The 20,841-nt window shown below is 58.8% G+C and carries 14 protein-coding genes; 5 read left to right on the top strand and 9 right to left on the bottom strand.

What is annotated here, in order from left to right:
• Window positions 1–59: 59 nt before the first annotated feature.
• The gene (gene bioH, locus ABLV52_RS23835; RefSeq protein WP_023291206.1) at window positions 60–833 is read right to left on the bottom strand and encodes a pimeloyl-ACP methyl ester esterase BioH; all 774 of its coding nucleotides are present in this window, start codon (window positions 831–833) and stop codon (window positions 60–62) included.
• A gap of 39 nt (window positions 834–872) precedes the next feature.
• Here bioH and gntX point away from each other — a divergent pair, with 39 nt between their 5' ends.
• The 3 genes from gntX to gntT all read left to right on the top strand — a co-directional run bounded on the left by gntX (window position 873) and on the right by gntT (window position 3,834).
• Window positions 873–1,547 carry a DNA utilization protein GntX gene (gene gntX, locus ABLV52_RS23830; RefSeq protein WP_023291207.1) on the top strand — a complete coding sequence of 225 codons (675 nt, stop codon included), beginning with the start codon at window positions 873–875 and terminating at the stop codon, window positions 1,545–1,547.
• A gap of 58 nt (window positions 1,548–1,605) precedes the next feature.
• Window positions 1,606–2,181 (top strand): Fe-S biogenesis protein NfuA, encoded by a 576-nt coding sequence (nfuA, locus tag ABLV52_RS23825; protein ID WP_004202143.1) that lies wholly within the window; start codon window positions 1,606–1,608, stop codon window positions 2,179–2,181.
• A gap of 336 nt (window positions 2,182–2,517) precedes the next feature.
• Window positions 2,518–3,834: a gluconate transporter gene (gene gntT, locus ABLV52_RS23820; protein ID WP_008806999.1), complete on the top strand. Its 1,317-nt coding sequence runs from the start codon at window positions 2,518–2,520 to the stop codon at window positions 3,832–3,834.
• Window positions 3,835–3,936: 102 nt separating this feature from the next.
• Here gntT and malQ read toward each other — a convergent pair whose 3' ends face one another.
• Entirely contained in the window at window positions 3,937–6,030 is a 2,094-nt protein-coding gene (malQ, locus tag ABLV52_RS23815; protein ID WP_023291208.1) for a 4-alpha-glucanotransferase, read from the bottom strand.
• Between the two features lie 10 nt (window positions 6,031–6,040).
• A complete protein-coding gene (malP, locus tag ABLV52_RS23810) occupies window positions 6,041–8,431 on the bottom strand; it encodes a maltodextrin phosphorylase (protein ID WP_023291209.1) in 2,391 nt (796 codons plus the stop codon).
• A 624-nt stretch (window positions 8,432–9,055) separates the two neighbouring features.
• Here malP and malT point away from each other — a divergent pair.
• Window positions 9,056–11,761, top strand: coding sequence for an HTH-type transcriptional regulator MalT (malT, locus tag ABLV52_RS23805; protein WP_023291210.1), 2,706 nt, complete (start codon window positions 9,056–9,058; stop codon window positions 11,759–11,761).
• Window positions 11,762–11,776: 15 nt separating this feature from the next.
• On the opposite strand, the gene ABLV52_RS23800 is transcribed toward malT, so the two are convergent.
• The 3 genes from ABLV52_RS23800 to glpE are packed head-to-tail and all read right to left on the bottom strand — an operon-like array spanning window position 11,777 to window position 13,795.
• Window positions 11,777–12,535: a DeoR/GlpR family transcriptional regulator gene (locus ABLV52_RS23800; protein WP_002920548.1), complete on the bottom strand. Its 759-nt coding sequence runs from the start codon at window positions 12,533–12,535 to the stop codon at window positions 11,777–11,779.
• Window positions 12,536–12,584: 49 nt separating this feature from the next.
• Complete coding sequence (gene glpG / locus ABLV52_RS23795; protein ID WP_004151408.1) at window positions 12,585–13,415, bottom strand: rhomboid family intramembrane serine protease GlpG; 831 nt, start codon at window positions 13,413–13,415, stop codon at window positions 12,585–12,587.
• 50 nt (window positions 13,416–13,465) lie between these two features.
• On the bottom strand, window positions 13,466–13,795 hold the full coding sequence (glpE, locus tag ABLV52_RS23790; RefSeq protein ID WP_023291211.1) for a thiosulfate sulfurtransferase GlpE: 330 nt from the start codon (window positions 13,793–13,795) through the stop codon (window positions 13,466–13,468).
• 204 nt (window positions 13,796–13,999) lie between these two features.
• Here glpE and glpD point away from each other — a divergent pair, with 204 nt between their 5' ends.
• Window positions 14,000–15,508: a glycerol-3-phosphate dehydrogenase gene (gene glpD / locus ABLV52_RS23785; protein ID WP_004202136.1), complete on the top strand. Its 1,509-nt coding sequence runs from the start codon at window positions 14,000–14,002 to the stop codon at window positions 15,506–15,508.
• Window positions 15,509–15,609: 101 nt separating this feature from the next.
• Here glpD and glgP read toward each other — a convergent pair whose 3' ends face one another.
• Genes glgP through glgC form a run of 3 tightly spaced genes read right to left on the bottom strand, consistent with a single transcriptional unit; the run spans window position 15,610 to window position 20,803 of the window.
• Window positions 15,610–18,057, bottom strand: a complete 2,448-nt coding sequence (gene glgP / locus ABLV52_RS23780; RefSeq protein ID WP_023291212.1) for a glycogen phosphorylase — start codon at window positions 18,055–18,057, stop codon at window positions 15,610–15,612.
• A 17-nt stretch (window positions 18,058–18,074) separates the two neighbouring features.
• Window positions 18,075–19,508 carry a glycogen synthase GlgA gene (gene glgA, locus ABLV52_RS23775; protein WP_004202133.1) on the bottom strand — a complete coding sequence of 478 codons (1,434 nt, stop codon included), beginning with the start codon at window positions 19,506–19,508 and terminating at the stop codon, window positions 18,075–18,077.
• Window positions 19,508–20,803: a glucose-1-phosphate adenylyltransferase gene (gene glgC, locus ABLV52_RS23770; protein ID WP_002920566.1), complete on the bottom strand. Its 1,296-nt coding sequence runs from the start codon at window positions 20,801–20,803 to the stop codon at window positions 19,508–19,510. The genes glgA and glgC overlap by 1 nt, the downstream gene beginning before the upstream one ends.
• Window positions 20,804–20,841: the final 38 nt, after the last annotated feature.

Genomic DNA, 20,841 nt, shown 5'->3' with positions numbered 1-20,841 from the left:
ACCGTAACAACCTAAGTATTGCTGTGAATGGCCCTTTTACCATGGCGCGGCAAAAAAAATTACCCCAGCCGTTTTTTCAACGCCAGCAGCGGCTCGCAGAAGGCCGCGGGATGGGAAACAAACGGCGCATGCGCTGCCTTGTCAAAGAGAATGGACTCACTATCCGGCCATAGCTTATCCAGCAGCGGGACAATCTTGCGCGGCACCAGCCCGTCCAGCCGACCGTACAGCCGCAGAAACGGCATCGGCAGTCCGACCAGCGCCTGACGCAGATCGACGGTTCTGAGGATCTCCAGACCGCCGTTCAGCGCCTCAGCGGAAGGCATCGGCAGCGAGAGCACCGCCTGCTTTAACGCCCGCGCATCCTGACGGGCGCTCTCCGTTCCCATGGTTTGCAGGGCGAGGAACCGCTCGACGGTACGCTGGAAATCCTCGCTCAGCTGCTGCTGAAACCCGGCCAGCACCTCCGGCTTGATGCCCGGCCAGTCCTCATGGGCCGCGAAACAGGGGGAAGAGGCGACCGTTACCAGCGCCTGCACCCGTTGCGGGCACCTTATCGCTATCTGGCTGGCCACCAGCCCGCCCAGGCTCCAGCCCAGCCACACCGCCTGAGGCGGAGCCTGCTCCAGCACCCGCTGCGCCATCGCCTCCAGCGACATCGCCCCAAACCCGCCGCTACGGCCATAGCCCGGCAGGTCCACCAGGTGAAGGGTAAAATGCGAAGCCAGCTGCGGCGTGATGCAATCCCAGACCTGAGCGTTCAGCCCCCAGCCGTGCAGCAGCACAAGATGACAATCACCTTCGCCGATTGTTTGCCACCAGATGTCGTTCATCCGTTACCGTTCTCTTTTTTACTGGACAGAAGGCCAAACATGCTAACAGCACACAGCTTATGCTGGCTATGCCAAATGCCGCTGGCGGTCGCCCGCTGGGGGATCTGCTCTCGCTGCAGCCGCGCCCTGCTCGCCTGCCCCCCGCTCTGCCCGCAGTGCGGGCTGCCGTCGGCAATGTCCCGGCATCCCTGCGGCCGCTGCCTGCAAAAGCCGCCTCCCTGGCATCGGATGGTGGCGGTCAATGACTATCGTCCGCCGCTGAGCGATCTGGTGCGGCAGCTGAAGTTTCACCATCGTCCGGAACTGGGCCCCGCCCTGGCGCGCCTGCTGCTGCTGCGCCTTAAACAGCGTGACGATTTGCCGCCGGTAGACGCGCTGGTCGGCGTGCCGCTGGGGCATCGCCGCCGCTGGCGCCGGGGTTATAATCAGTGCGATGAGCTGTGCCGACCGTTAGCCCGCTGGCGTGGGTGCGTCTGGCGTCGCGACGGCCTGACGCGCCAGCGAGCGGGCGCCGTGCAGCATTCGCTTAATGCCCGCCTGCGCAGGCAGAACCTGAAAAATGCCTTTCAGCTTGAATTTGCCGTGCAGGGACTCCATATCGCTCTGGTGGATGATGTCGTCACGACCGGCAGCACCGTCGCCGAGATATCCCGCCTGCTTTTGCGAAACGGCGCCGCGACGGTTCAGGTATGGTGTGTATGCCGTACCTTGTAGACCCCCGCTGATGGGCGTATTATAACCCAGTAAAATAGTCAACTATTAGGCCAACGCTATGATCCGTATTTCCGATGCTGCACAAGCGCACTTTGCCAAACTGCTGGCAAATCAGGAAGAAGGGACGCAAATTCGCGTATTTGTGATTAATCCCGGCACCCCAAACGCTGAGTGCGGCGTATCCTACTGCCCACCGGATGCGGTGGAAGACACCGACACGGCGCTGAAATTTGAACAGCTGACCGCCTATGTCGATGAGCTCAGCGCGCCCTATCTGGAAGACGCTGAAATTGATTTCGTCACCGACCAGCTTGGCTCGCAGCTGACCCTGAAAGCGCCGAACGCCAAAATGCGCAAAGTCGCTGACGATGCCCCGCTGATGGAGCGCGTCGAGTACCTGCTGCAGTCGCAGATTAACCCGCAGCTGGCCGGGCACGGCGGCCGCGTGTCGCTGATGGAGATCACCGACGACGGTCTGGCTATCCTTCAGTTCGGCGGCGGATGCAACGGCTGCTCGATGGTCGACGTGACCCTGAAAGAAGGTATTGAAAAACAGCTGCTGAACGAGTTTCCGGAGCTGAAAGGGGTTCGCGATCTGACCGAGCACCAGCGCGGCGAGCACTCCTACTACTAAGCCTTCCCTCCGGCGGCAGCCTGTCGCCGGCTCTCCTTTCTCCTTTCTGTGTTACCGCGCAACATCTCCCGCTAAACGACCGGCAAAAACCGGGGAAAGAGTATGACTTAAGTCTCATATTTAACATTTTCCCCCGCCAGGTGATTCTCAACCCTCACATGTTACCCGTATCATCCCCTTCAGGCGCCACCGGCAAAAAAATAGCCAGCTATCCTTTCTCTGGGTAAGGATAATGCAAGCGTTTACGGTGCCAGACTATTTTGCTCCCTGACGGAGCAAATGTTGTAAAGGTTGAAACTTTGACGTTACCCATAACAAATTAAGGCCAGGTAAATCATGCCATTAATCATCGTTGCTATCGGGGTTGCCCTGTTATTGCTGTTAATGATCCGTTTCAAAATGAACGGCTTCATTGCGCTGGTTCTGGTGGCGCTCGCCGTCGGATTAATGCAGGGTATGCCGCTGGATAAAGTGATCGTCTCCATCAAGAACGGCGTCGGCGGTACCCTTGGCAGCCTCGCGCTGATCATGGGCTTCGGCGCTATGCTCGGTAAGCTGCTGGCAGACTGCGGCGGCGCGCAGCGTATCGCCACCACGCTTATCAATAAATTCGGTAAGAAGCATATTCAATGGGCCGTGGTCCTGACCGGCTTCACCGTCGGTTTCGCCCTGTTCTATGAGGTGGGCTTCGTGCTGATGCTGCCGCTGGTGTTTACCATCGCCGCCTCGGCCCGTATTCCGCTGCTGTACGTCGGCGTACCGATGGCCGCCGCGCTCTCCGTCACCCATGGCTTCCTGCCGCCGCACCCGGGTCCGACCGCGATCGCCACCATCTTCCACGCCGATATGGGTAAAACGCTGCTCTACGGCACCATTCTGGCTATCCCGACGGTTATTCTCGCCGGCCCGGTTTTCGCCCGATTCCTGAAAGGCATTGATAAGCCGATCCCGGAAGGCCTGCATAACCCGAAAGTGTTCACTGAAGAAGAGATGCCTGGCTTTGGCGTCAGCGTCTGGACCTCGCTGGTTCCGGTGATCCTGATGGCGATGCGCGCCGTTGCCGAGATGATCCTGCCGAAGGGCCACGCCTTCCTGCCGATTGCCGAGTTCTTCGGCGACCCGGTCATGGCCACCCTGATTGCGGTACTGATCGCCCTGTTCACCTTCGGTTTGAACCGCGGCCGCTCCATGGAGCAGATCAACGATACCCTGACCTCTTCGATTAAAATCATCGCCATGATGCTGTTGATCATCGGCGGCGGCGGCGCCTTCAAACAGGTGCTGGTGGATAGCGGCATGGATAAATATATCGCTTCTATCATGCACGAATCGAATATGTCTCCGCTGTTTATGGCCTGGTCCATCGCCGCGGTGCTGCGTATCGCGCTGGGTTCGGCGACCGTTGCCGCCATCACCGCGGGCGGGATCGCCGCGCCGCTGATCGCCACCACCGGCGTCAGCCCGGAGCTGATGGTTATCGCGGTCGGCTCCGGCAGCGTTATCTTCTCCCACGTGAACGATCCGGGCTTCTGGCTGTTCAAAGAGTACTTTAACCTGACCATCGGCGAGACCATCAGGTCCTGGTCGGTGCTGGAAACCATTATCTCGGTCTGCGGCCTGGTAGGCTGTCTGCTGCTGGGGATGGTGGTGTAAGGTTACTCCCGCCATAGAAAAAGGCCGGTCCGCATCATGCGGACCGGCCTTTTTTATCGGACATACTCTTCGCCGCGCTGAGGTGCGCGCGGCGGGGAGTCATCAGGAGGCGGCTTTTTTGCTCGCCGCCTTGCGCCGTTTATCCAGATCCTTAATCAGCTTATTGACCTGTTCATCGGCAAACATCTGCTCAAGGGTGACGGACAGCTTCCGGCGCCAGTTTGGGTACTCAGTGCTGGTGCCCGGAATATTGACCGGCGACGCCATCTCCAGCCAGTCTTCCGGCTGCAGGCCCAGCAGGGCGCTGTTGCTGTCGGCAATATAACGTTGCATCCCCCGGTTGAGGATCCCCGTCATGCTCATCAGGGAGGCCTTATGGCCGGCACGCTTGGGCAGACAGCCGTACTTATGCAGCGCATCCAGCAGCCCTTGCTTCGCCAGCTCACGGTCCTGGTACAGCCCGCGCAGCACCACCTCATCAGGATAGAGACCCAGCGCTTTGCCTAACGTCAGATCGCCGCTTTCCCAGTAGCCGCGGAGGGTGGGCAGGTCGTGCGTCGTCGCCACAGCCATTGATTGCTCCGGGTACAGCGCCGGCGCGCGGAACGTTTTCTCTGCATCACTCTCAAAATAGAGCACCTTATACGAATAGACGCCGCTGTTGCGTAACTTGCTGACGATCTCCACCGGTACCGTGCCCAGATCTTCGCCGATCACCATGCAGCGATGACGCTGGCTTTCCAGCGCCAGAAGCGACAGCAGATCGTCGACGGGATACTGAACGTAAGCGCCATGGTCGGCGGTTTCACCATAGGGGATCCACCACAGACGCAGCACCGACATCACGTGATCGATACGCAGCGCGCCGCAGTTCTGCATATTGGCGCGCAGCAGGTCGATAAACGGCTCATAGGCGCGAGCGGCAATAATATGCGGATCCATCGGCGGCAGGCCCCAGTTCTGGCCCAGCGGGCCCAGAATATCCGGCGGCGCGCCCACGGACGCTTTCAGACAGTACAGCTCACGGTCGCACCAGGTCTCCGACCCGCCTTCGGCGACGCCCACCGCCAGATCGCGGTAGAGGCCGATCGGCATCCCGTCGCGCTGGCTGGTTTCCCAGCAGGCGGCAAACTGGCTCCAGGCCAGCCACTGCAGCCAGAGATAGAAACTGACGTCGTCCTCATGCTCGACGCAGAAGGCTTTCACCTCCGGGCTGTCGATATCCTGAAAGGCCTTCGGCCAGGCCGGCCAGCCCCAGCGCAGCGGGTCCTGTTGAACCTGCCAGGCGTGCAGCGCATCGAAAGCGGCCTGCCAGTAGAGGCTTTCCCCTTCGCGCAGAACAAACTCGCGGAACGCCGTCATCTGTTCATCTTCACGACGGGAGAATCGTTTCCACGCCATACGCAGCGCGGTCATTTTCAGCGTGGTGACGGCGGTGTAATCCACATCATCCGTTTGCCGCGCCGCCTGCAAGGCCTGCTGGGTCGCAGCGGACTGCCACCACGCCTGCGCCTCTTCGCTACGCTGGAAATCTTCAACCGCGTTGACGTCGATGTAGATGACGTTCAGCCAGCGCCGTGAAGACGGGCTATACGGACTGGCGCTCTCCGGGTTCGCCGGATAGAGGGCATGGATCGGGTTGAGGCCAATAAACGACCCGCCGCGGCGGGCGATTTCCGGGAGCATGGCGCGCAGATCGCCAAAATCGCCGATCCCCCAGTTTTTCTCCGAACGCAGGGTATACAGCTGCACGCAGGTGCCCCACAGCTTTTTCCCCTCTTTCAGCGGCTGCGGCTCATAGCAGCGGGCCGGGGCGACGATGGTCCGGCAGTGCCAGCGCTCCCCCTCCTGGGTGAGCGTCAGGGAGTGATACCCCTCCGGCAGTCTGGCTGGCAGCGGCAGCGTCTCGCCGCCGCGGGTTTTACCCTGATACTGCTTACCGTCCTCAGTGGTCAGGATCCACTGATACTCACCGCGTCCTGCCACCGGCAGCGACATTTTTTTGCCGTGGGTGAAGATCTTCACGTTCGGCAGCGGGTTAACCGCCACTTTCGTGGCGGCGGTTGAGCGATGCATCGCATCCAGCAGACGCTGTTTGGTGACAGCCGCGATAGACTGCGGCTTGCCGTGCGCGTTGATATAGCTGGGGCTGATGCCCGCCGCCAGCGCGGCATTATCGAGGCGTTTACTCTCCATAGGCCTTCCTTTAGCGTTTCGCCTGCCAGATACGTTGCTGATAATCGCGGATCGAGCGGTCGGAGCTGAACATGCCGCAGCGCGCGGTGTTGAGGATTGTCGCGCGGGTCCAGGCCTCCTGGTCGCGATACAGCTCATCTACCCGTTTTTGCGCCGCCACGTAGGCTTCGAAATCGGCCAGCACCAGATACGGGTCGCCGCCCTGCAGCAGACTATGCAGCATCTGGTCGAAGGCATGCTTATCGCCGTTGCTATAGGTGCCGTTCTCCAGCTCCTTAAGCACTGCATCGAGCAGTTTGTCTTTTTTACGCCATTTCAGCGGATCGTAGCCTTTCGCTTTCAGGGCTTTCACTTCTTCTACCGTGTGGCCGAAGATAAAGATGTTCTCTTCACCGACCTGCTCGGCGATTTCCACGTTGGCGCCATCCAGCGTCCCGACGGTCAGCGCGCCGTTCAGCGCCAGCTTCATGTTGCCGGTGCCAGAGGCTTCTTTGCCCGCGGTGGAGATCTGCTCGGAGATATCCGCCGCCGGGATCAGTTTTTCCGCAGCCGATACACAATAGTCCGGCAGGAAGACCACTTTCAGCTTATCGCCGACTTTCGGGTCGTTGTTGATCGCTTCCGCTACCTTGTTGATGGCAAAAATAATGTTTTTCGCCAGATAGTAGCCCGGCGCCGCTTTCGCGCCGAACAGGAAGACGCGCGGAACGCGGTCGGCCTGCGGGTTTTCGCGGATCTCTTTGTACAGCGCAAGGATATGCAGCAGGTTGAGGTGCTGACGCTTGTACTCGTGCAGACGTTTGATCTGAATGTCGAAAATCGCCTGCGGGTTGATCTCAATCCCGGTACGTTGCTTCACAAACTCAGCCAGATGAACTTTGTTGGCCTGCTTGATATCGCGATAAGTCTGACGGAATGCCGCATCGTCAGCGTATTTTTCCAGATTGATCAGCTGGTCGAGGTCATTGGCCCACTCTTTTTTCAGCGTCTCATCCAGCAGCGTGGCCAGCGCCGGGTTGCACTGCTTGATCCAGCGGCGCGGCGTGATGCCGTTGGTCACGTTATGGAATTTGTTCGGCCACAGCTGGTTATATTCCGGGAACAGATCTTTCACCACCAGGTCCGAGTGCAGCGCCGCCACGCCGTTGACGGCAAAACCGCCCACCACGCACATGTTGGCCATCCGCACCTGTTTGTCATGCACCACCGCCAGTTTCGCCCAGACCTGCTTATCGCCCGGCCAGGTTTTGTCCACCAGCAGTTTAAATTTGTCGTTAATCGCGTTGATGATCTGCATATGGCGCGGCAGCAGCGCTTTCACCAGCTTCTCATCCCAGCACTCCAGCGCTTCCGGCATCAGGGTATGGTTGGTGTAAGCAAAGGTTTTGCTGGTGATCGCCCAGGCGTCGTCCCAGCTCAGCTGGTGCTCGTCGATCAGCACGCGCAGCAGTTCCGGGATGGCGATGGTCGGGTGCGTATCGTTCAGCTGGATCACTTCGTAATCCGCCAGCTCGGCCAGCTTGCGGCCTGCCAGATGATGACGACGCAGGATATCGGCCACTGAGCAGGCGCACTGGAAGTACTGCTGCATCAGGCGCAGTTTTTTACCGGCCTGATGGTTGTCGTTCGGGTACAGCACCTTAGTCAGTTTTTCCGCGTCGATGCCCTGCTGCTCGGCGCGCAGGAAATCGCCGTCGTTGAATTTGGTCAGGTTAAACGGATGGGCGTGTTTGGCCTGCCACAGACGCAGCGGCTGGGCGACGTTGTTGCGATAGCCGAGCACCGGCAGGTCCCAGGCTTCGCCGGTAATGACGAACGCCGGCTGCCATTCGCCGTTTTTGCTGACTTTGCCGCCGATGCCGACCTGGACATCCAGCGCCTCGTTATGGCGGAACCACGGGTAGCTGCTGCGACCCCAGTCGTCCGGGGCTTCCTTCTGCTGGCCATCGTCAAAGGATTGGCGGAACAGACCATACTGGTAATTGAGGCCGTAGCCGGTCGCCGACTGCCCCACGGTCGCCATGGAGTCGAGGAAGCAGGCTGCCAGACGGCCCAGGCCGCCGTTACCCAGCGCCGGGTCGGTCTCTTCTTCCAGCAGATCGGTGAGGTTGACGTCATAGCCTTTCAGCGCGTCGCTTACGCCCTCGTACCAGCCCAGGTTGAGCAGGTTGTTGCCTGTCAGGCGACCAATCAGAAACTCCATCGAGATGTAGTTAACGTGACGTTGTCCTTGCGCTGGTTTTGCCACCGGCTGCGCCGACAGAAGTTCCGCCAGCGCTCCGCTGACGGCGCGCCACCATTGACGCTGCGTCATCTCGGAAGCGGACTGTAAACCAAAACGCTGCCACTGACGCGTCAGTGCAGCCTGAAACTGAGCTTTGTTAAATGAAGTCTGTGACATAATGAGATCCGGGTCCTTTACTAAAACGATGGCGCTAGTGTGCCGACCTCCCGATTCATCGTCCTCATCCCGACGGGGATTAGACAGGGAGGAGTACCGGGGATGAGCGAAAAGTGTGATCCTGGCCACTATAGTGTGGGTGAGAAGGCCAAAATATGCTGTAAAAATCACCGCTGTATGACAGTCGAGATGTCACCTGTGCAGGGTAAAAATTTGTTACAGGCCACTACGCGGCAAAACGCTTCCCGCCTTTCGCCTGGTTATTAAAAAAATGAATTGCGACCTCCGGGAAAATAAGCACATTTCATCACATTAATCCGCAAAAAAGATTACTTCTAAGAAATCACTGACAATAATTTAATAAAAACAAACAACTACTCCCGATATAAAATAAATCTCTCCCCGCTCCGCCAGCTGCCGGCTAAAAACCGCTGAGGACGAGTCCTGCCTGCGATTTTTACCCATTCGCAACCAATGTCGAAATTTGTGACATAGAGCAAATTCAAGAGCATAAACTTCGGACATAACTTGCAATAAATTTCATAATCACCGACCTTATTAGATATTAATTACGAAGCGCAAAAAAAATCGCAACCTCTCTCTTGCACAGCGAAATGTAGAACTATGTTGATTCCGTCCAAATTAAGTCGTCCGGTTCGCCTTGAACACACCGTGGTTCGTGAGCGTTTACTGGCGAAACTTTCCGGCGCGAACAATTATCGTCTCGTGCTGATCACCAGTCCTGCCGGGTACGGTAAAACAACGCTCATTTCTCAGTGGGCCGCAGGTAAAAACGATCTTGGGTGGTTTTCGCTGGACGAAGGCGACAACCAGCAGGAGCGTTTTGCCAGCTATCTGATCGCGGCGATCCAGCAGGCCACCGGCAACCACTGCGCGGCCAGTGAAGCGATGGTGCAAAAGCGCCAGTACGCCAGCCTCTCCTCTCTTTTTGCGCAGCTGTTTATTGAACTCGCCGACTGGCAGCGCCCGCTGTACCTCGTCATTGATGATTATCACCTGATCAATAATCCGGTGATCCATGACGCGATGCGCTTTTTCCTGCGCCATCAGCCGGAGAATATGACCCTCGTGGTCCTGTCGCGGAACCTGCCGCAGCTGGGCATTGCCAACCTGCGCGTCCGCGATCAGCTGCTGGAGATTGGCAGCCAGCAGCTGGCCTTTACCCACCAGGAAGCGAAACAATTTTTCGACTGTCGTCTGACGTCGCCTATCGAAGCCGACGACAGCAGTCGGCTGTGCGACGACGTCGCCGGGTGGGCCACCGCGCTGCAGCTCATCGCCCTCTCCGCCCGCCAGAATAACTCCTCCGCCCAACACTCCGCCCGTCGCCTCGCCGGGATTAACGCCAGCCATCTGTCGGATTATCTGGTGGATGAAGTGCTGGATAACGTCGACGCCCGCACGCGCAACTTTTTGCTGAAGAGCTCTCTGCTGCGCTCAATGAACGACGCGTTAATCGTGCGCGTCACCGGCGAAGAGAATGGCCAGATGCAGCTGGAGGAGATCGAACGTCAGGGGCTGTTCCTGCAGCGGATGGATGATTCCGGCGAATGGTTCCGCTATCACCCGCTGTTTGGCAGTTTCCTGCGCCAGCGCTGTCAGTGGGAGCTGGCGGTTGAACTGCCGGAGATCCACCGCGCCGCGGCGGAGAGCTGGATGGCGCAAGGCTTCCCCAGCGAGGCCATCCACCATGCGCTGGCGGCCGGCGATGCCAAAATGCTGCGCGATATCTTGCTCAATCACGCCTGGGGCATGTTCAACCATAGCGAACTGGGTCTGCTGGAGCAGTCGCTGTCGGCGCTGCCCTGGTCAAATCTGCTGGAAAATCCGCGCCTGATCCTGCTGCAGGCCTGGCTGATGCAGAGCCAGCATCGCTACAGCGAAGTCAACACCCTGCTGGCGCGCGCCGAGCAGGAGATGAGCGTCGAAATGGATACCGCGATGCATGGCGACTTCAACGCCCTGCGCGCGCAGGTGGCGATTAACGACGGCGACCAGGACGAAGCGGAACGTCTGTCGATGGTGGCGCTGGAAGAGCTGCCGCTGGCCAACTATTACAGCCGCATCGTCGCCACCTCGGTACATGGCGAAGTCCTCCACTGTAAGGGGAAACTGACCAAATCTCTCGCCGTGATGCAGCAGACCGAACAGATGGCCCGCCGTCACGACGTCTGGCATTACGCCCTGTGGAGCATCATTCAGCAAAGCGAAATTCTGTTCGCCCAGGGCTTCCTGCAGGCCGCCTGGGAGAGCCAGGAGAAAGCCTTCCATCTGGTACGCGAACAGCATCTTGAGCAGCTGCCGATGCATGAGTTCCTGCTGCGCATCCGCTCTCAGCTGCTGTGGGCATGGGCGCGCCTCGACGAGGCTGAAGCCTGCGCCCGCCAGGGGATGGCGGTTCTCTCAACTTATCAACCGCAGCAGCAGCTGCAGTGCCTGGCGCTGATGGTGCAATGCTCGCTGGCGCGCGGCGATCTGGATAATGCCCGTAGCCACCTGAACCGGCTGGAAAACCTGCTCGGTAACGGTCACTACCACAGCGACTGGGTCTCCAACGCCGACAAGGTGCGGGTGATCTACTGGCAGATGACCGGCGATAAAACCGCGGCGGCCAACTGGCTGCGCCAGACGCCGAAGCCGGAATTCGCCAATAACCACTTCCTGCAGAGCCAGTGGCGCAATATTGCCCGCGCGCAGATCCTGCTGGGCGATTTCGAACCGGCGGAAATGGTGCTGGAAGAGCTGAACGAAAATGCGCGTTCACTACGTTTGATGAGCGATCTCAACCGCAACCTGCTGCTGCTCAACCAGCTGTACTGGCAGGCAGGACGCAAGAGCGAAGCGCAGAAAGCCCTGCTGGAAGCCCTGACGCTCGCCAACCGCACCGGCTTTATCAACCACTTTGTGATTGAAGGCGAGGCGATGGCCCAGCAGCTGCGCCAGCTGATCCAGCTGAACACCCTGCCGGAGCTGGAGCAGCATCGCGCCCAGCGCATTCTGCGCGACATCAACCAGCATCATCGCCACAAATTCGCCCACTTTGACGAAGGGTTCGTCGAGCGGCTGCTGAATCACCCGGAGGTGCCGGAGCTTATCCGCACCAGCCCGCTGACCCAGCGCGAATGGCAGGTGCTTGGCTTAATCTATTCCGGCTACAGCAACGAGCAGATTGCCGGCGAGCTTGACGTGGCGGCCACCACCATCAAGACCCATATTCGCAACCTGTATCAGAAACTGGGCGTCGCCCACCGTCAGGACGCGGTGCAGCATGCCCAGCAGTTGCTTAAGATGATGGGATACGGCGTCTGACGACGCCGTTGTCGCTTAGCACAGCTCGAGCTGGAGGTTGTTATCGGTGATGACCTTGAGCACGCCCGCCGGGGGCAGCACATCGGTATAGACCGCATCGACCATGCTGATGCTGCCCATGTTGACCATCGCGTTACGGCCAAACTTGGTATGATCCACCACCAGCATCACGTGGCGTGAATTCTCAATAATCGCGCGCTTGGTGCGCACTTCATGATAATCAAACTCCAGCAGCGAGCCATCGCTGTCGACGCCGCTGATGCCGAGAATGCCGAAGTCGAGACGGAACTGCGAGATAAAGTCGAGGGTGGCTTCCCCGATGATCCCGCCGTCGCGGCTGCGCAGTTCGCCGCCGGCGAGAATAATGCGGAAGTCCTCTTTCACCATCAGCGTGTTGGCGACGTTCAGGTTATTGGTCACAATCCGCAAATCGTTGTGATCGAGCAGGGCGTGCGCCACCGCTTCCGGCGTGGTGCCGATATCGATAAACAGCGTCGCCCCGTCCGGGATCTCGCTGGCCACCCGCCGGGCGATACGCTCTTTCTCCGCCGTCTGGGTCGCTTTGCGATCGTGCCAGGAGGTGTTCACCGAGCTGGAGGGCAGCGCCGCGCCGCCGTGATGACGGAGGATCATTTTCTGTTCGGCTAAATCGTTCAGGTCGCGGCGGATGGTCTGCGGGCTGACCGCGAACTGCTCAACCAGCTCTTCCGTGCTGACGTAACCCTGTTTTTTTACCAGCTCGATAATGGCGTCATGACGTTGTGTTTGTTTCATGAAATATCCCTGGAAAAATGTCGCCTACCCGACCCCTGTCGGTAAGTCTTTATGCGCGTTTTCGCCCATGCAAGGTATCGACAAACGCCATCGCCAGGCCGGTCGCCAGACCAGCCACGTGCGCGCCGTTGGCGATCGCCATGCCGAAAACGTCAAACCAGCCAGCAATTAACCACACTAAAGAGAAGAGTATCAACCCGCGCTGCAGATAAATACCGCTCTGCGGATCGCGCTCGCCCCGCAGCCAGACATAGCCCATCAGCGCGTAAACCACGCCCGACAGCCCGCCAAACCATGGGCCGCTAAACTGATGCTGCACAAAGCCGCTCAGCAGGGCGCTGATGACGGTGATCACCACCAGCTTGCCGCTGCCGATGCGCTTTTCCACCGCGCCGCCGAGATACCACCACCATAGCAGGTTGAAGAGAATATGCATCAGCGAGAAATGCATGAAAGCATGGCTGAAATAGCGCCAGGCTTCGAACTGCAGCGAAGGATCGTAGGGCCAGGCCAGCCAAATCATCACCGGCTGATCGCCCAGCAGATTTTGCAGGATGAACACCGCGATGCAGATCAGCAGAATCGCCCAGGTGAACGGGCCGGCGTTATGCCGCAGCGTGGCAAAGAAAGGAAAGCGCTGATAGCGCAACCCGCTGTTGGTCTGTCCGGACTGCCAGCTCGCCGCCAGATAGCGCGGGTCCGCCGGATTTTCGAGAAAACGCGCCAGCTCAGCCCTGACGCGCCCGGCCTGACTCTCATCAGCCAGCCAGACGTCGCTCTGGGTGTGCTGCTGGATAGTCAGGATAATCCCCTGCGTCGCCATATAATCGACAAACGCCTGGGCCACGCGCGGGTTGGCAAAAGAGGTAATCATTAACATGCAGCGAATCGCTTATTCCACACAAAGGGAGATAGTATACCTGCCAGTCGTTAAAACGTCCCGTGCGCCACTTCCGCCGGGAAATGGCGATGCCAGGCGTCGAACCCGCCGTCAACGCTGTAGACCTTATCAAACCCCTGCTGCAGCAGATACTGCGCGGCGCCCTTGCTGCTGTTGCCGTGATAGCACATCACCATCACCGCCGTGTCAAAGTCGTTGTCACGCATAAACGCGCCCAGGGTATCGTTGGTCAGATGAAACGCGCCCGGCGTATGGCCCATCGCATAGCTTTGCGGATCGCGGATATCGACCAAAACCGCCGTCTGCTGATGCAGTTTCTGGTGCGCTTCTTCAACGTTGATACATTCAAACTGTTCCATGGTTCTCTTCTCTTTCTCGTCATGACGGGCAGTGGCCGGCCCAATTTTACCCTGTAGTGTACCGTCAGGCGGTAAAGAAACGCCAATATGTTACACCCATCACTCCAAAATGTTTTTTTGATGTTACCAAAAGCGCGTTTGTTTGCTATAGTGAGCGATATCGAGCATTTGTGAGCTTAAACGAAAGTGTGAGAGGGTAAGAACGTGGAAACCAAAGATCTGATTGTGATAGGCGGAGGCATCAACGGTGCCGGTATCGCGGCAGATGCCGCCGGGCGTGGTTTATCCGTACTGATGCTGGAAGCGCGCGATCTCGCCTGCGCCACCTCCAGCGCCAGTTCCAAACTGATCCACGGCGGGCTACGCTACCTCGAACACTATGAGTTCCGCCTGGTCAGCGAAGCGCTGGCCGAACGCGAAGTGCTGTTAAAAATGGCCCCGCATATCGCCTTCCCGATGCGCTTTCGTCTCCCGCATCGCCCGCATCTGCGTCCGGCATGGATGATCCGCATCGGCTTGTTTATGTACGATCATCTGGGCAAACGCACCAGTCTGCCGGGATCCACCGGCTTGCGTTTTGGCGCAGAATCGGTACTTAAGCCCGAAATTGTGCGCGGTTTCGAATATTCCGACTGCTGGGTCGACGATGCCCGCCTGGTGCTGGCCAACGCGCAGATGGTCGTCCGCAAAGGCGGCGAGGTGCGGACCCGCACTCGCGCCATCTCGGCAAAACGGGAGAACGGCCTGTGGGTGGTGGAAGCGGAAGATATCGATAGCGGCGAGAAGTTTACCTGGAAGGCGCGCGGTCTGGTCAATGCCACCGGTCCATGGGTCAAACAGTTCTTCGACGAAGGGATGCATCTCCGCTCGCCTTACGGTATCCGCCTGATCAAGGGCAGCCACATCGTGGTGCCGCGGGTGCATACCCAGAAGCAGGCCTACATTCTGCAAAACGAAGATAAACGTATTGTGTTTGTTATCCCGTGGATGGATGAGTTCTCCATCATCGGCACGACAGACGTCGAGTATAAGGGCGATCCGAAAGCGGTGGCCATTGATGATAAAGAGATTAATTACCTGCTGAACGTCTATAACGCGCACTTTAAAAAGACCCTCAGCCGGGACGATATCGTCTGGACCTACTCCGGCGTCCGTCCGCTGTGCGACGACGAGTCGGATTCACCGCAGGCGATCACCCGCGACTACACGCTGGATATTCACGATGAGAACGGCCAGGCGCCGCTGCTCTCCGTCTTCGGCGGCAAGCTGACCACCTATCGCAAACTGGCCGAGCATGCGCTGGAAAAACTGACCCCCTATTACAAAGGGATCGGCCCGGCATGGACCAAAACCGCAGTGCTCCCCGGCGGCGATATCGGCGGCGACCGCGACGACTACGCGGCAAAACTGCGCCGTCGCTTCCCGTTCATCAGTGAATCACTGGCCCGCCATTATGCCCGCACCTACGGGAGCAACAGCGAGTGGATCCTCAAAGAAGCCAGCGCCCTGAGCGATCTGGGGGAAGATTTCGGCCATGAGTTTTATGAAGCCGAGCTGAAGTATCTGGTTGAGCATGAATGGGTGCGCAGCCTGGATGACGCCATCTGGCGTCGAACCAAACAAGGCATGTGGCTGAATGGCGAGCAGCAGGCGCGCATCAGCGAATGGCTGGCGCAGCATGCGGGAAAGTCTGAGCTGTCGTTAGCGTCTTAACGCGCCCGGCTGTGCGGGCCTGCGCAAACGCCTGAGGCCGGATCCAACCGCAATAATGAAACAACGGGGCCAAATGGCCCCGTTGTGTTGCGTTGACTGGCTTACAGCCTTACCGGGTCGATATGCCAGATGTATTTCGCGTACTCCTGGATTGTCCGGTCGGAAGAGAAGTAGCCCATATTGGCAATATTCAGCATCGCCTTGTAGGCCCACTCTTCCGGATGTTGATACAGCTCGTCGACGCGATCCTGGCAGTCCACATAGCTACGATAGTCCGCCAGCACCTGGTAGTGGTCGCCAAAGTTAATCAGCGAATCCAGCAGGTCGCGGTAGCGCCCCGGTTCCGCCGGGCTGAAAACGCCGGTACCGATCTGCGTCAGCGCCTGGTGAAGCTCTTCATCCTGCTCGTAATATTCGCGCGGTTTATAGCCGCTGCGACGCAGCTCCTCCACCTCTTCCGCGGTGTTGCCGAAGATAAAGATATTCTCTTCGCCCACGTGCTCCTGCATCTCCACGTTCGCCCCGTCGAGGGTGCCTATCGTCAGCGCGCCGTTAAGGGCAAACTTCATATTACTGGTGCCGGAGGCTTCCGTGCCTGCGAGCGAGATCTGTTCCGACAGGTCTGCCGCCGGAATGATCAGCTGCGCCAGGCTGACGCTGTAGTTGGGGATAAAAACGACTTTCAGCTTGTCGCCAATCTGCGGATCGTTATTGATCACCGCCGCCACATCGTTGATCAGGTGAATAATATGCTTGGCCATGTAGTAGGCTGAAGCCGCCTTACCGGCGAAAATGTTCACCCGCGGCACCCACTCCGCCTGCGGATCGGCTTTGATCCGGTTATAGCGGGTAATGACGTGCAGCACATTCATCAGCTGGCGTTTGTACTCGTGAATGCGTTTGATCTGCACATCAAACAGCGCCTTCGGATTCACCACCACATTAAGCTGCTGCGCAATATAGCTGGCCAGCCGCTGTTTGTTTTCCAGTTTAGCCTGACGCACTGCCTGATTGACCGTCGGATAGTCGATATGCTGCTTCAGCTCGTCAAGCTGGCTCAGATCGGTCCGCCAGGTGCGGCCGATATGCTCATCCAGCACTTTCGACAGCGGCGGGTTGGCCAGCGCCAGCCAGCGGCGCGGCGTGACGCCGTTGGTCACGTTGATAAAGCGCATCGGGAAAATTTTGGCGAATTCGGCAAACAGCGACTCCACCATCAATCGGGAATGTAGCTCCGACACCCCATTGACCTTGTGGCTGACCACCACCGCCAGCCAGGCCATCCGCACGCGACGGCCGTTTGACTCGTCGATAATCGAGGTCCGGCTGAGCAGCGCGGTATCGTTGGGATACTGCTCCTGCAGGGTCTTGAGGAAGTAGTCGTTAATCTCAAAGATAATCTGCAGATGGCGCGGGAGAATTTTGCCCAGCATATCCACCGGCCAGGTCTCGAGCGCTTCGCTCATCAGGGTATGGTTGGTATAGGAGAAGACCTGACAGGTCACCTCGAACGCCTCGTCCCAGCTGAATTTATGCTCGTCGATAAGCAGGCGCATCAGCTCCGGTATCGACAGCACCGGGTGGGTGTCATTCAGGTGGATGGCTATCTTATCCGCCAGGTTGTCATAGGTCTTATGCAACAGATAGTGGCGGTTCAGAATATCCTGCACCGTGGCCGAGACGAGGAAATACTCCTGGCGCAGGCGCAGCTCGCGGCCGGAGTAGGTCGAGTCGTCCGGATAGAGGACGCGGGAGACGTTTTCGGAGTGGTTCTTATCCTCTACCGCGGCGAAGTAGTCGCCCTGGTTGAACTTACCGAGGTTAATTTCGCTACTGGCCTGCGCGCTCCACAGACGCAGCGTGTTGGTGGCGTCGGTGTCAAAGCCGGGGATAATCTGATCGTAGGCTTCGGCAATGATCTCTTCCGTCTCTATCCAGCGGGTTTTCTTCCCCTCCTGCTGAATGCGGCCGCCGAAGCGCACTTTATAGCGGGTGTTGTGGCGCTCAAACTCCCACGGGTTACCGTACTCCAGCCAGTAGTCAGGGGACTCTTTTTGCCGGCCATCGACGATATTCTGTTTAAACATCCCGTAGTCGTAGCGGATCCCGTAGCCACGTCCCGGCAGCCCCAGCGCCGCCAGGGAGTCAAGGAAGCAGGCCGCCAGGCGGCCCAGACCGCCGTTGCCAAGTCCGGGGTCGTTCTCTTCATCGATCAGCTCTTCAAGATCGAGCCCCATCTCCGCCAGCGCGCTGCTCACATCGTCATAGATGCCGAGCGACAACAGGGCATTCGAGAGGGTACGGCCGATCAGGAACTCCATCGACAGATAGTATACCTGGCGCACTTCCTGCGAGAGCTGCGCGCGGTTGGAGCGCAGCCAGCGCTCCACCATGCGATCGCGAACGGCAAACAGCGTGGCGTTAAGCCATTCATGCTTGTTGGCGATGGCCGGATCTTTACCGATGATAAACATCAGCTTATAGGCAATAGAATGTTTTAACGCCTCAACGCTCAGCGTCGGTGATGCATAGCTAAAGGGTACATTCATAACAATGACTCCAGTGATTACATCAAGCGTTGATAAAGTTCGCGATAGGAGTTCGCGGCAACCTGCCAGCTAAAATCCATATTCATCGCCTGACGCTGCACATAGCGCCAGAGCGATGGGCGCGACCAGAGGACAAAGGCGCGACGTATAGCGCGCAGCAATGACAGCGCATTGCTGTCCTCAAAGACAAAACCTGTCGCCAGACCATCGGCAAGGTTCTCCAGCGAACTGTCAGAGACCGTGTCCGCCAGCCCGCCGGTGCGGCGCACCAGCGGCAGCGTACCGTACTTCAGACCGTACAGCTGGGTCAGGCCGCAGGGTTCAAAGCGGCTCGGGACCAGAATGACGTCGGCGCCCCCCATAATGCGGTGGGAGAAGGCCTCATGATAGCCAATCTGCACCCCCACCTTGCCCGGGTGTTCGGCAGCGGCGGCGAGGAACCCTTCCTGCAGCACCGGGTCGCCGGCGCCCAGCAGCGCCAGCTGGCCGCCCTGCTCAAGCAGGCCCGGCAGCGCTTCAAGCACCAGATCGAGCCCTTTCTGGCTGGTGAGACGGCTGACGACGGCAAACAGCGGCGCTTTATCATCGACCTTCAGGCCCATGGCGATCTGCAGCTGACGCTTGTTCTCCGCCTTCTCCTCCAGCGTGTCGCGATCGTAGCGCATCGGCAGCAGGAGGTCGTTTTGCGGGCTCCAGATACCGTCGTCAACGCCGTTGAGAATTCCCGACAGCCGCCCTTCATGATGGCGCTGACGCAGCAGCCCCTCCATGCCGTAGGCGTACTGCGGCTCGGTGATCTCGCGCGCGTAGGTCGGGCTCACCGCCGTAATATGGTCGGCGTAGTAAAGACCGGCCTTCAGAAACGAGATCTGGCCGTTAAACTCGAGGCCATGCATGTTGTAAAACGACCACGGCAGCTCGATATCATTCATATGCCAGGAGTAAAACATCCCCTGGTACGCCAGGTTGTGCACGGTAAAGACCGATTTAGCCGGACGCCCGCGCGCCGCCAGGTAGGCCGGCGTCAGGCCGGCGTGCCAGTCGTGGGCATGGACCACATCCGGGCGCCAGAACGGATCCAGTCCGCTGGCCATTTCGCTTCCCACCCAGCCCAGCAGCGCAAAGCGCAGAACGTTGTCGGTATAAGCGTGCTGGTTGGTATCGTGGTAAGGGCTCCCCGGCCGGTCATAGAGATGCGGGGCGTCTATCAGATAGATCCCCACGCCGTTAAAGTGGCCGTACAGCAGCGTGATCCGCCCGGCGAACGTATCCCGGCGGGTCACCACCTGGGCATCCACCACGCCGCGGCGGATATCGGGAAACGCCGGCAACAGCACGCGCGTATCGATACCCTCCGCGATTTGCGCCGCCGGCAGCGCGCCGATGACGTCCGCCAGACCGCCCGTCTTTAACAGCGGGAACATCTCAGAACATACATGTAAGACCTGCATTAGCGCTCCTGTTTGTGCCCCAATTTCCGCAGCATGTCGCGGGTCACCAGCACGATACCTTCCTCTGAGCGATAGAAGCGGCGTGCATCCTCTTCCGCGTTCTCACCAATCACCATACCTTCCGGGATGACGCAGGCGCGGTCAATCACGCAGCGACGCAGGCGGCATGAGCGCCCCACCCAGACATCTGGCAACAACACTGCCGAATCAATGTTACAGAATGAGTTCACCCGCACGCGCGGGAACAGCACCGACTGCACCACCACCGACCCGGAGATAATGCAGCCCCCGGAGACCAGCGAGTTCAGGGTCATGCCGTGGCTTCCGGAACGGTCCTGCACGAACTTCGCCGGCGGCAGCGATTCCATATGGGTACGGATCGGCCAGTTCTGGTCGTACATATCCAGCTCCGGCGTGACTGACGCCAGATCGAGGTTGGCCTTCCAGTAGGCCTCCAGCGTCCCCACGTCGCGCCAGTACGGCTCGGCGTTCGGGTCGGACTGCACGCAGGAGAGCGGGAAAGGATGTGCATAAGCCATGCCAGCTTCGGTGATCTTCGGAATGATGTCTTTGCCGAAATCATGGCTGGAGTTCTCGTTGCGATCGTCTTCCTCCAGCAGCTCATAAAGATAGGCGGCGTCGAAGACATAAATGCCCATGCTGGCCAGCGATTTGGTCGGGTCGGTCGGCATCGCCGGCGGGTTGGCGGGTTTCTCGACAAACTCAATGATTTTTTCGTTTTCGTCGACCGCCATGACGCCGAAGGCGGATGCCTCTTCAATGGGCACCGGCATGCAGGCCACGGTGCAACGCGCCCCTTTTTCGACATGGTCGATCAGCATGCGCGAGTAGTCCTGCTTATAAATATGGTCGCCCGCGAGGATCACCACGTACTCGGCCTTGTAGCGGCTGATGATGTCCAGGTTCTGCGTCACCGCGTCCGCCGTGCCGCGATACCAGTTTTCGCCGTGTACGCGCTGTTGGGCCGGCAGCAGATCGACAAACTCGTTCATCTCTTCGCTGAAGAACGACCAGCCGCGCTGGATGTGCTGCACCAGCGTGTGCGACTGATACTGGGTAATAACGCCGATGCGGCGGATCCCTGAGTTAATGCAGTTAGATAATGCGAAATCGATAATACGGAACTTGCCGCCGAAGTGAACGGCAGGTTTCGCACGCTTAATGGTGAGATCCTTAAGCCGGGTGCCACGGCCGCCCGCGAGGATCAACGCCACGGATTTGATAGGTAATTGACGCGCCAGCATCAGCGGATCGTTTTTTTCAAGCCTAACCATGATTAACTCCTTTTTACACCCCCGCTTTCCTGCTCATC

The organism is Klebsiella sp. GB_Kp056, from assembly GCF_040064755.1.
In the GTDB taxonomy this organism is placed as follows: Bacteria; Pseudomonadota; Gammaproteobacteria; order Enterobacterales; family Enterobacteriaceae; genus Klebsiella; species Klebsiella quasipneumoniae.
Note: the sequence above shows the minus strand (reverse complement) of the source record. Positions and strands in the feature narration are given on the sequence as shown.

Bases quoted from the DNA above. Each gene is read 5' to 3' on its own strand.
- bioH (WP_023291206.1), bottom strand. From the start codon at position 833: ATGAACGACATCTGGTGGCAAACAATCGGCGAAGGTGATTGTCATCTT.
- gntX (WP_023291207.1), top strand. From the start codon at position 873: ATGCTAACAGCACACAGCTTATGCTGGCTATGCCAAATGCCGCTGGCG.
- nfuA (WP_004202143.1), top strand. From the start codon at position 1,606: ATGATCCGTATTTCCGATGCTGCACAAGCGCACTTTGCCAAACTGCTG.
- gntT (WP_008806999.1), top strand. From the start codon at position 2,518: ATGCCATTAATCATCGTTGCTATCGGGGTTGCCCTGTTATTGCTGTTA.
- malQ (WP_023291208.1), bottom strand. From the start codon at position 6,030: ATGGAGAGTAAACGCCTCGATAATGCCGCGCTGGCGGCGGGCATCAGC.
- malP (WP_023291209.1), bottom strand. From the start codon at position 8,431: ATGTCACAGACTTCATTTAACAAAGCTCAGTTTCAGGCTGCACTGACG.
- malT (WP_023291210.1), top strand. From the start codon at position 9,056: ATGTTGATTCCGTCCAAATTAAGTCGTCCGGTTCGCCTTGAACACACC.
- ABLV52_RS23800 (WP_002920548.1), bottom strand. From the start codon at position 12,535: ATGAAACAAACACAACGTCATGACGCCATTATCGAGCTGGTAAAAAAA.
- glpG (WP_004151408.1), bottom strand. From the start codon at position 13,415: ATGTTAATGATTACCTCTTTTGCCAACCCGCGCGTGGCCCAGGCGTTT.
- glpE (WP_023291211.1), bottom strand. From the start codon at position 13,795: ATGGAACAGTTTGAATGTATCAACGTTGAAGAAGCGCACCAGAAACTG.
- glgP (WP_023291212.1), bottom strand. From the start codon at position 18,057: ATGAATGTACCCTTTAGCTATGCATCACCGACGCTGAGCGTTGAGGCG.
- glgA (WP_004202133.1), bottom strand. From the start codon at position 19,508: ATGCAGGTCTTACATGTATGTTCTGAGATGTTCCCGCTGTTAAAGACG.
- glgC (WP_002920566.1), bottom strand. From the start codon at position 20,803: ATGGTTAGGCTTGAAAAAAACGATCCGCTGATGCTGGCGCGTCAATTA.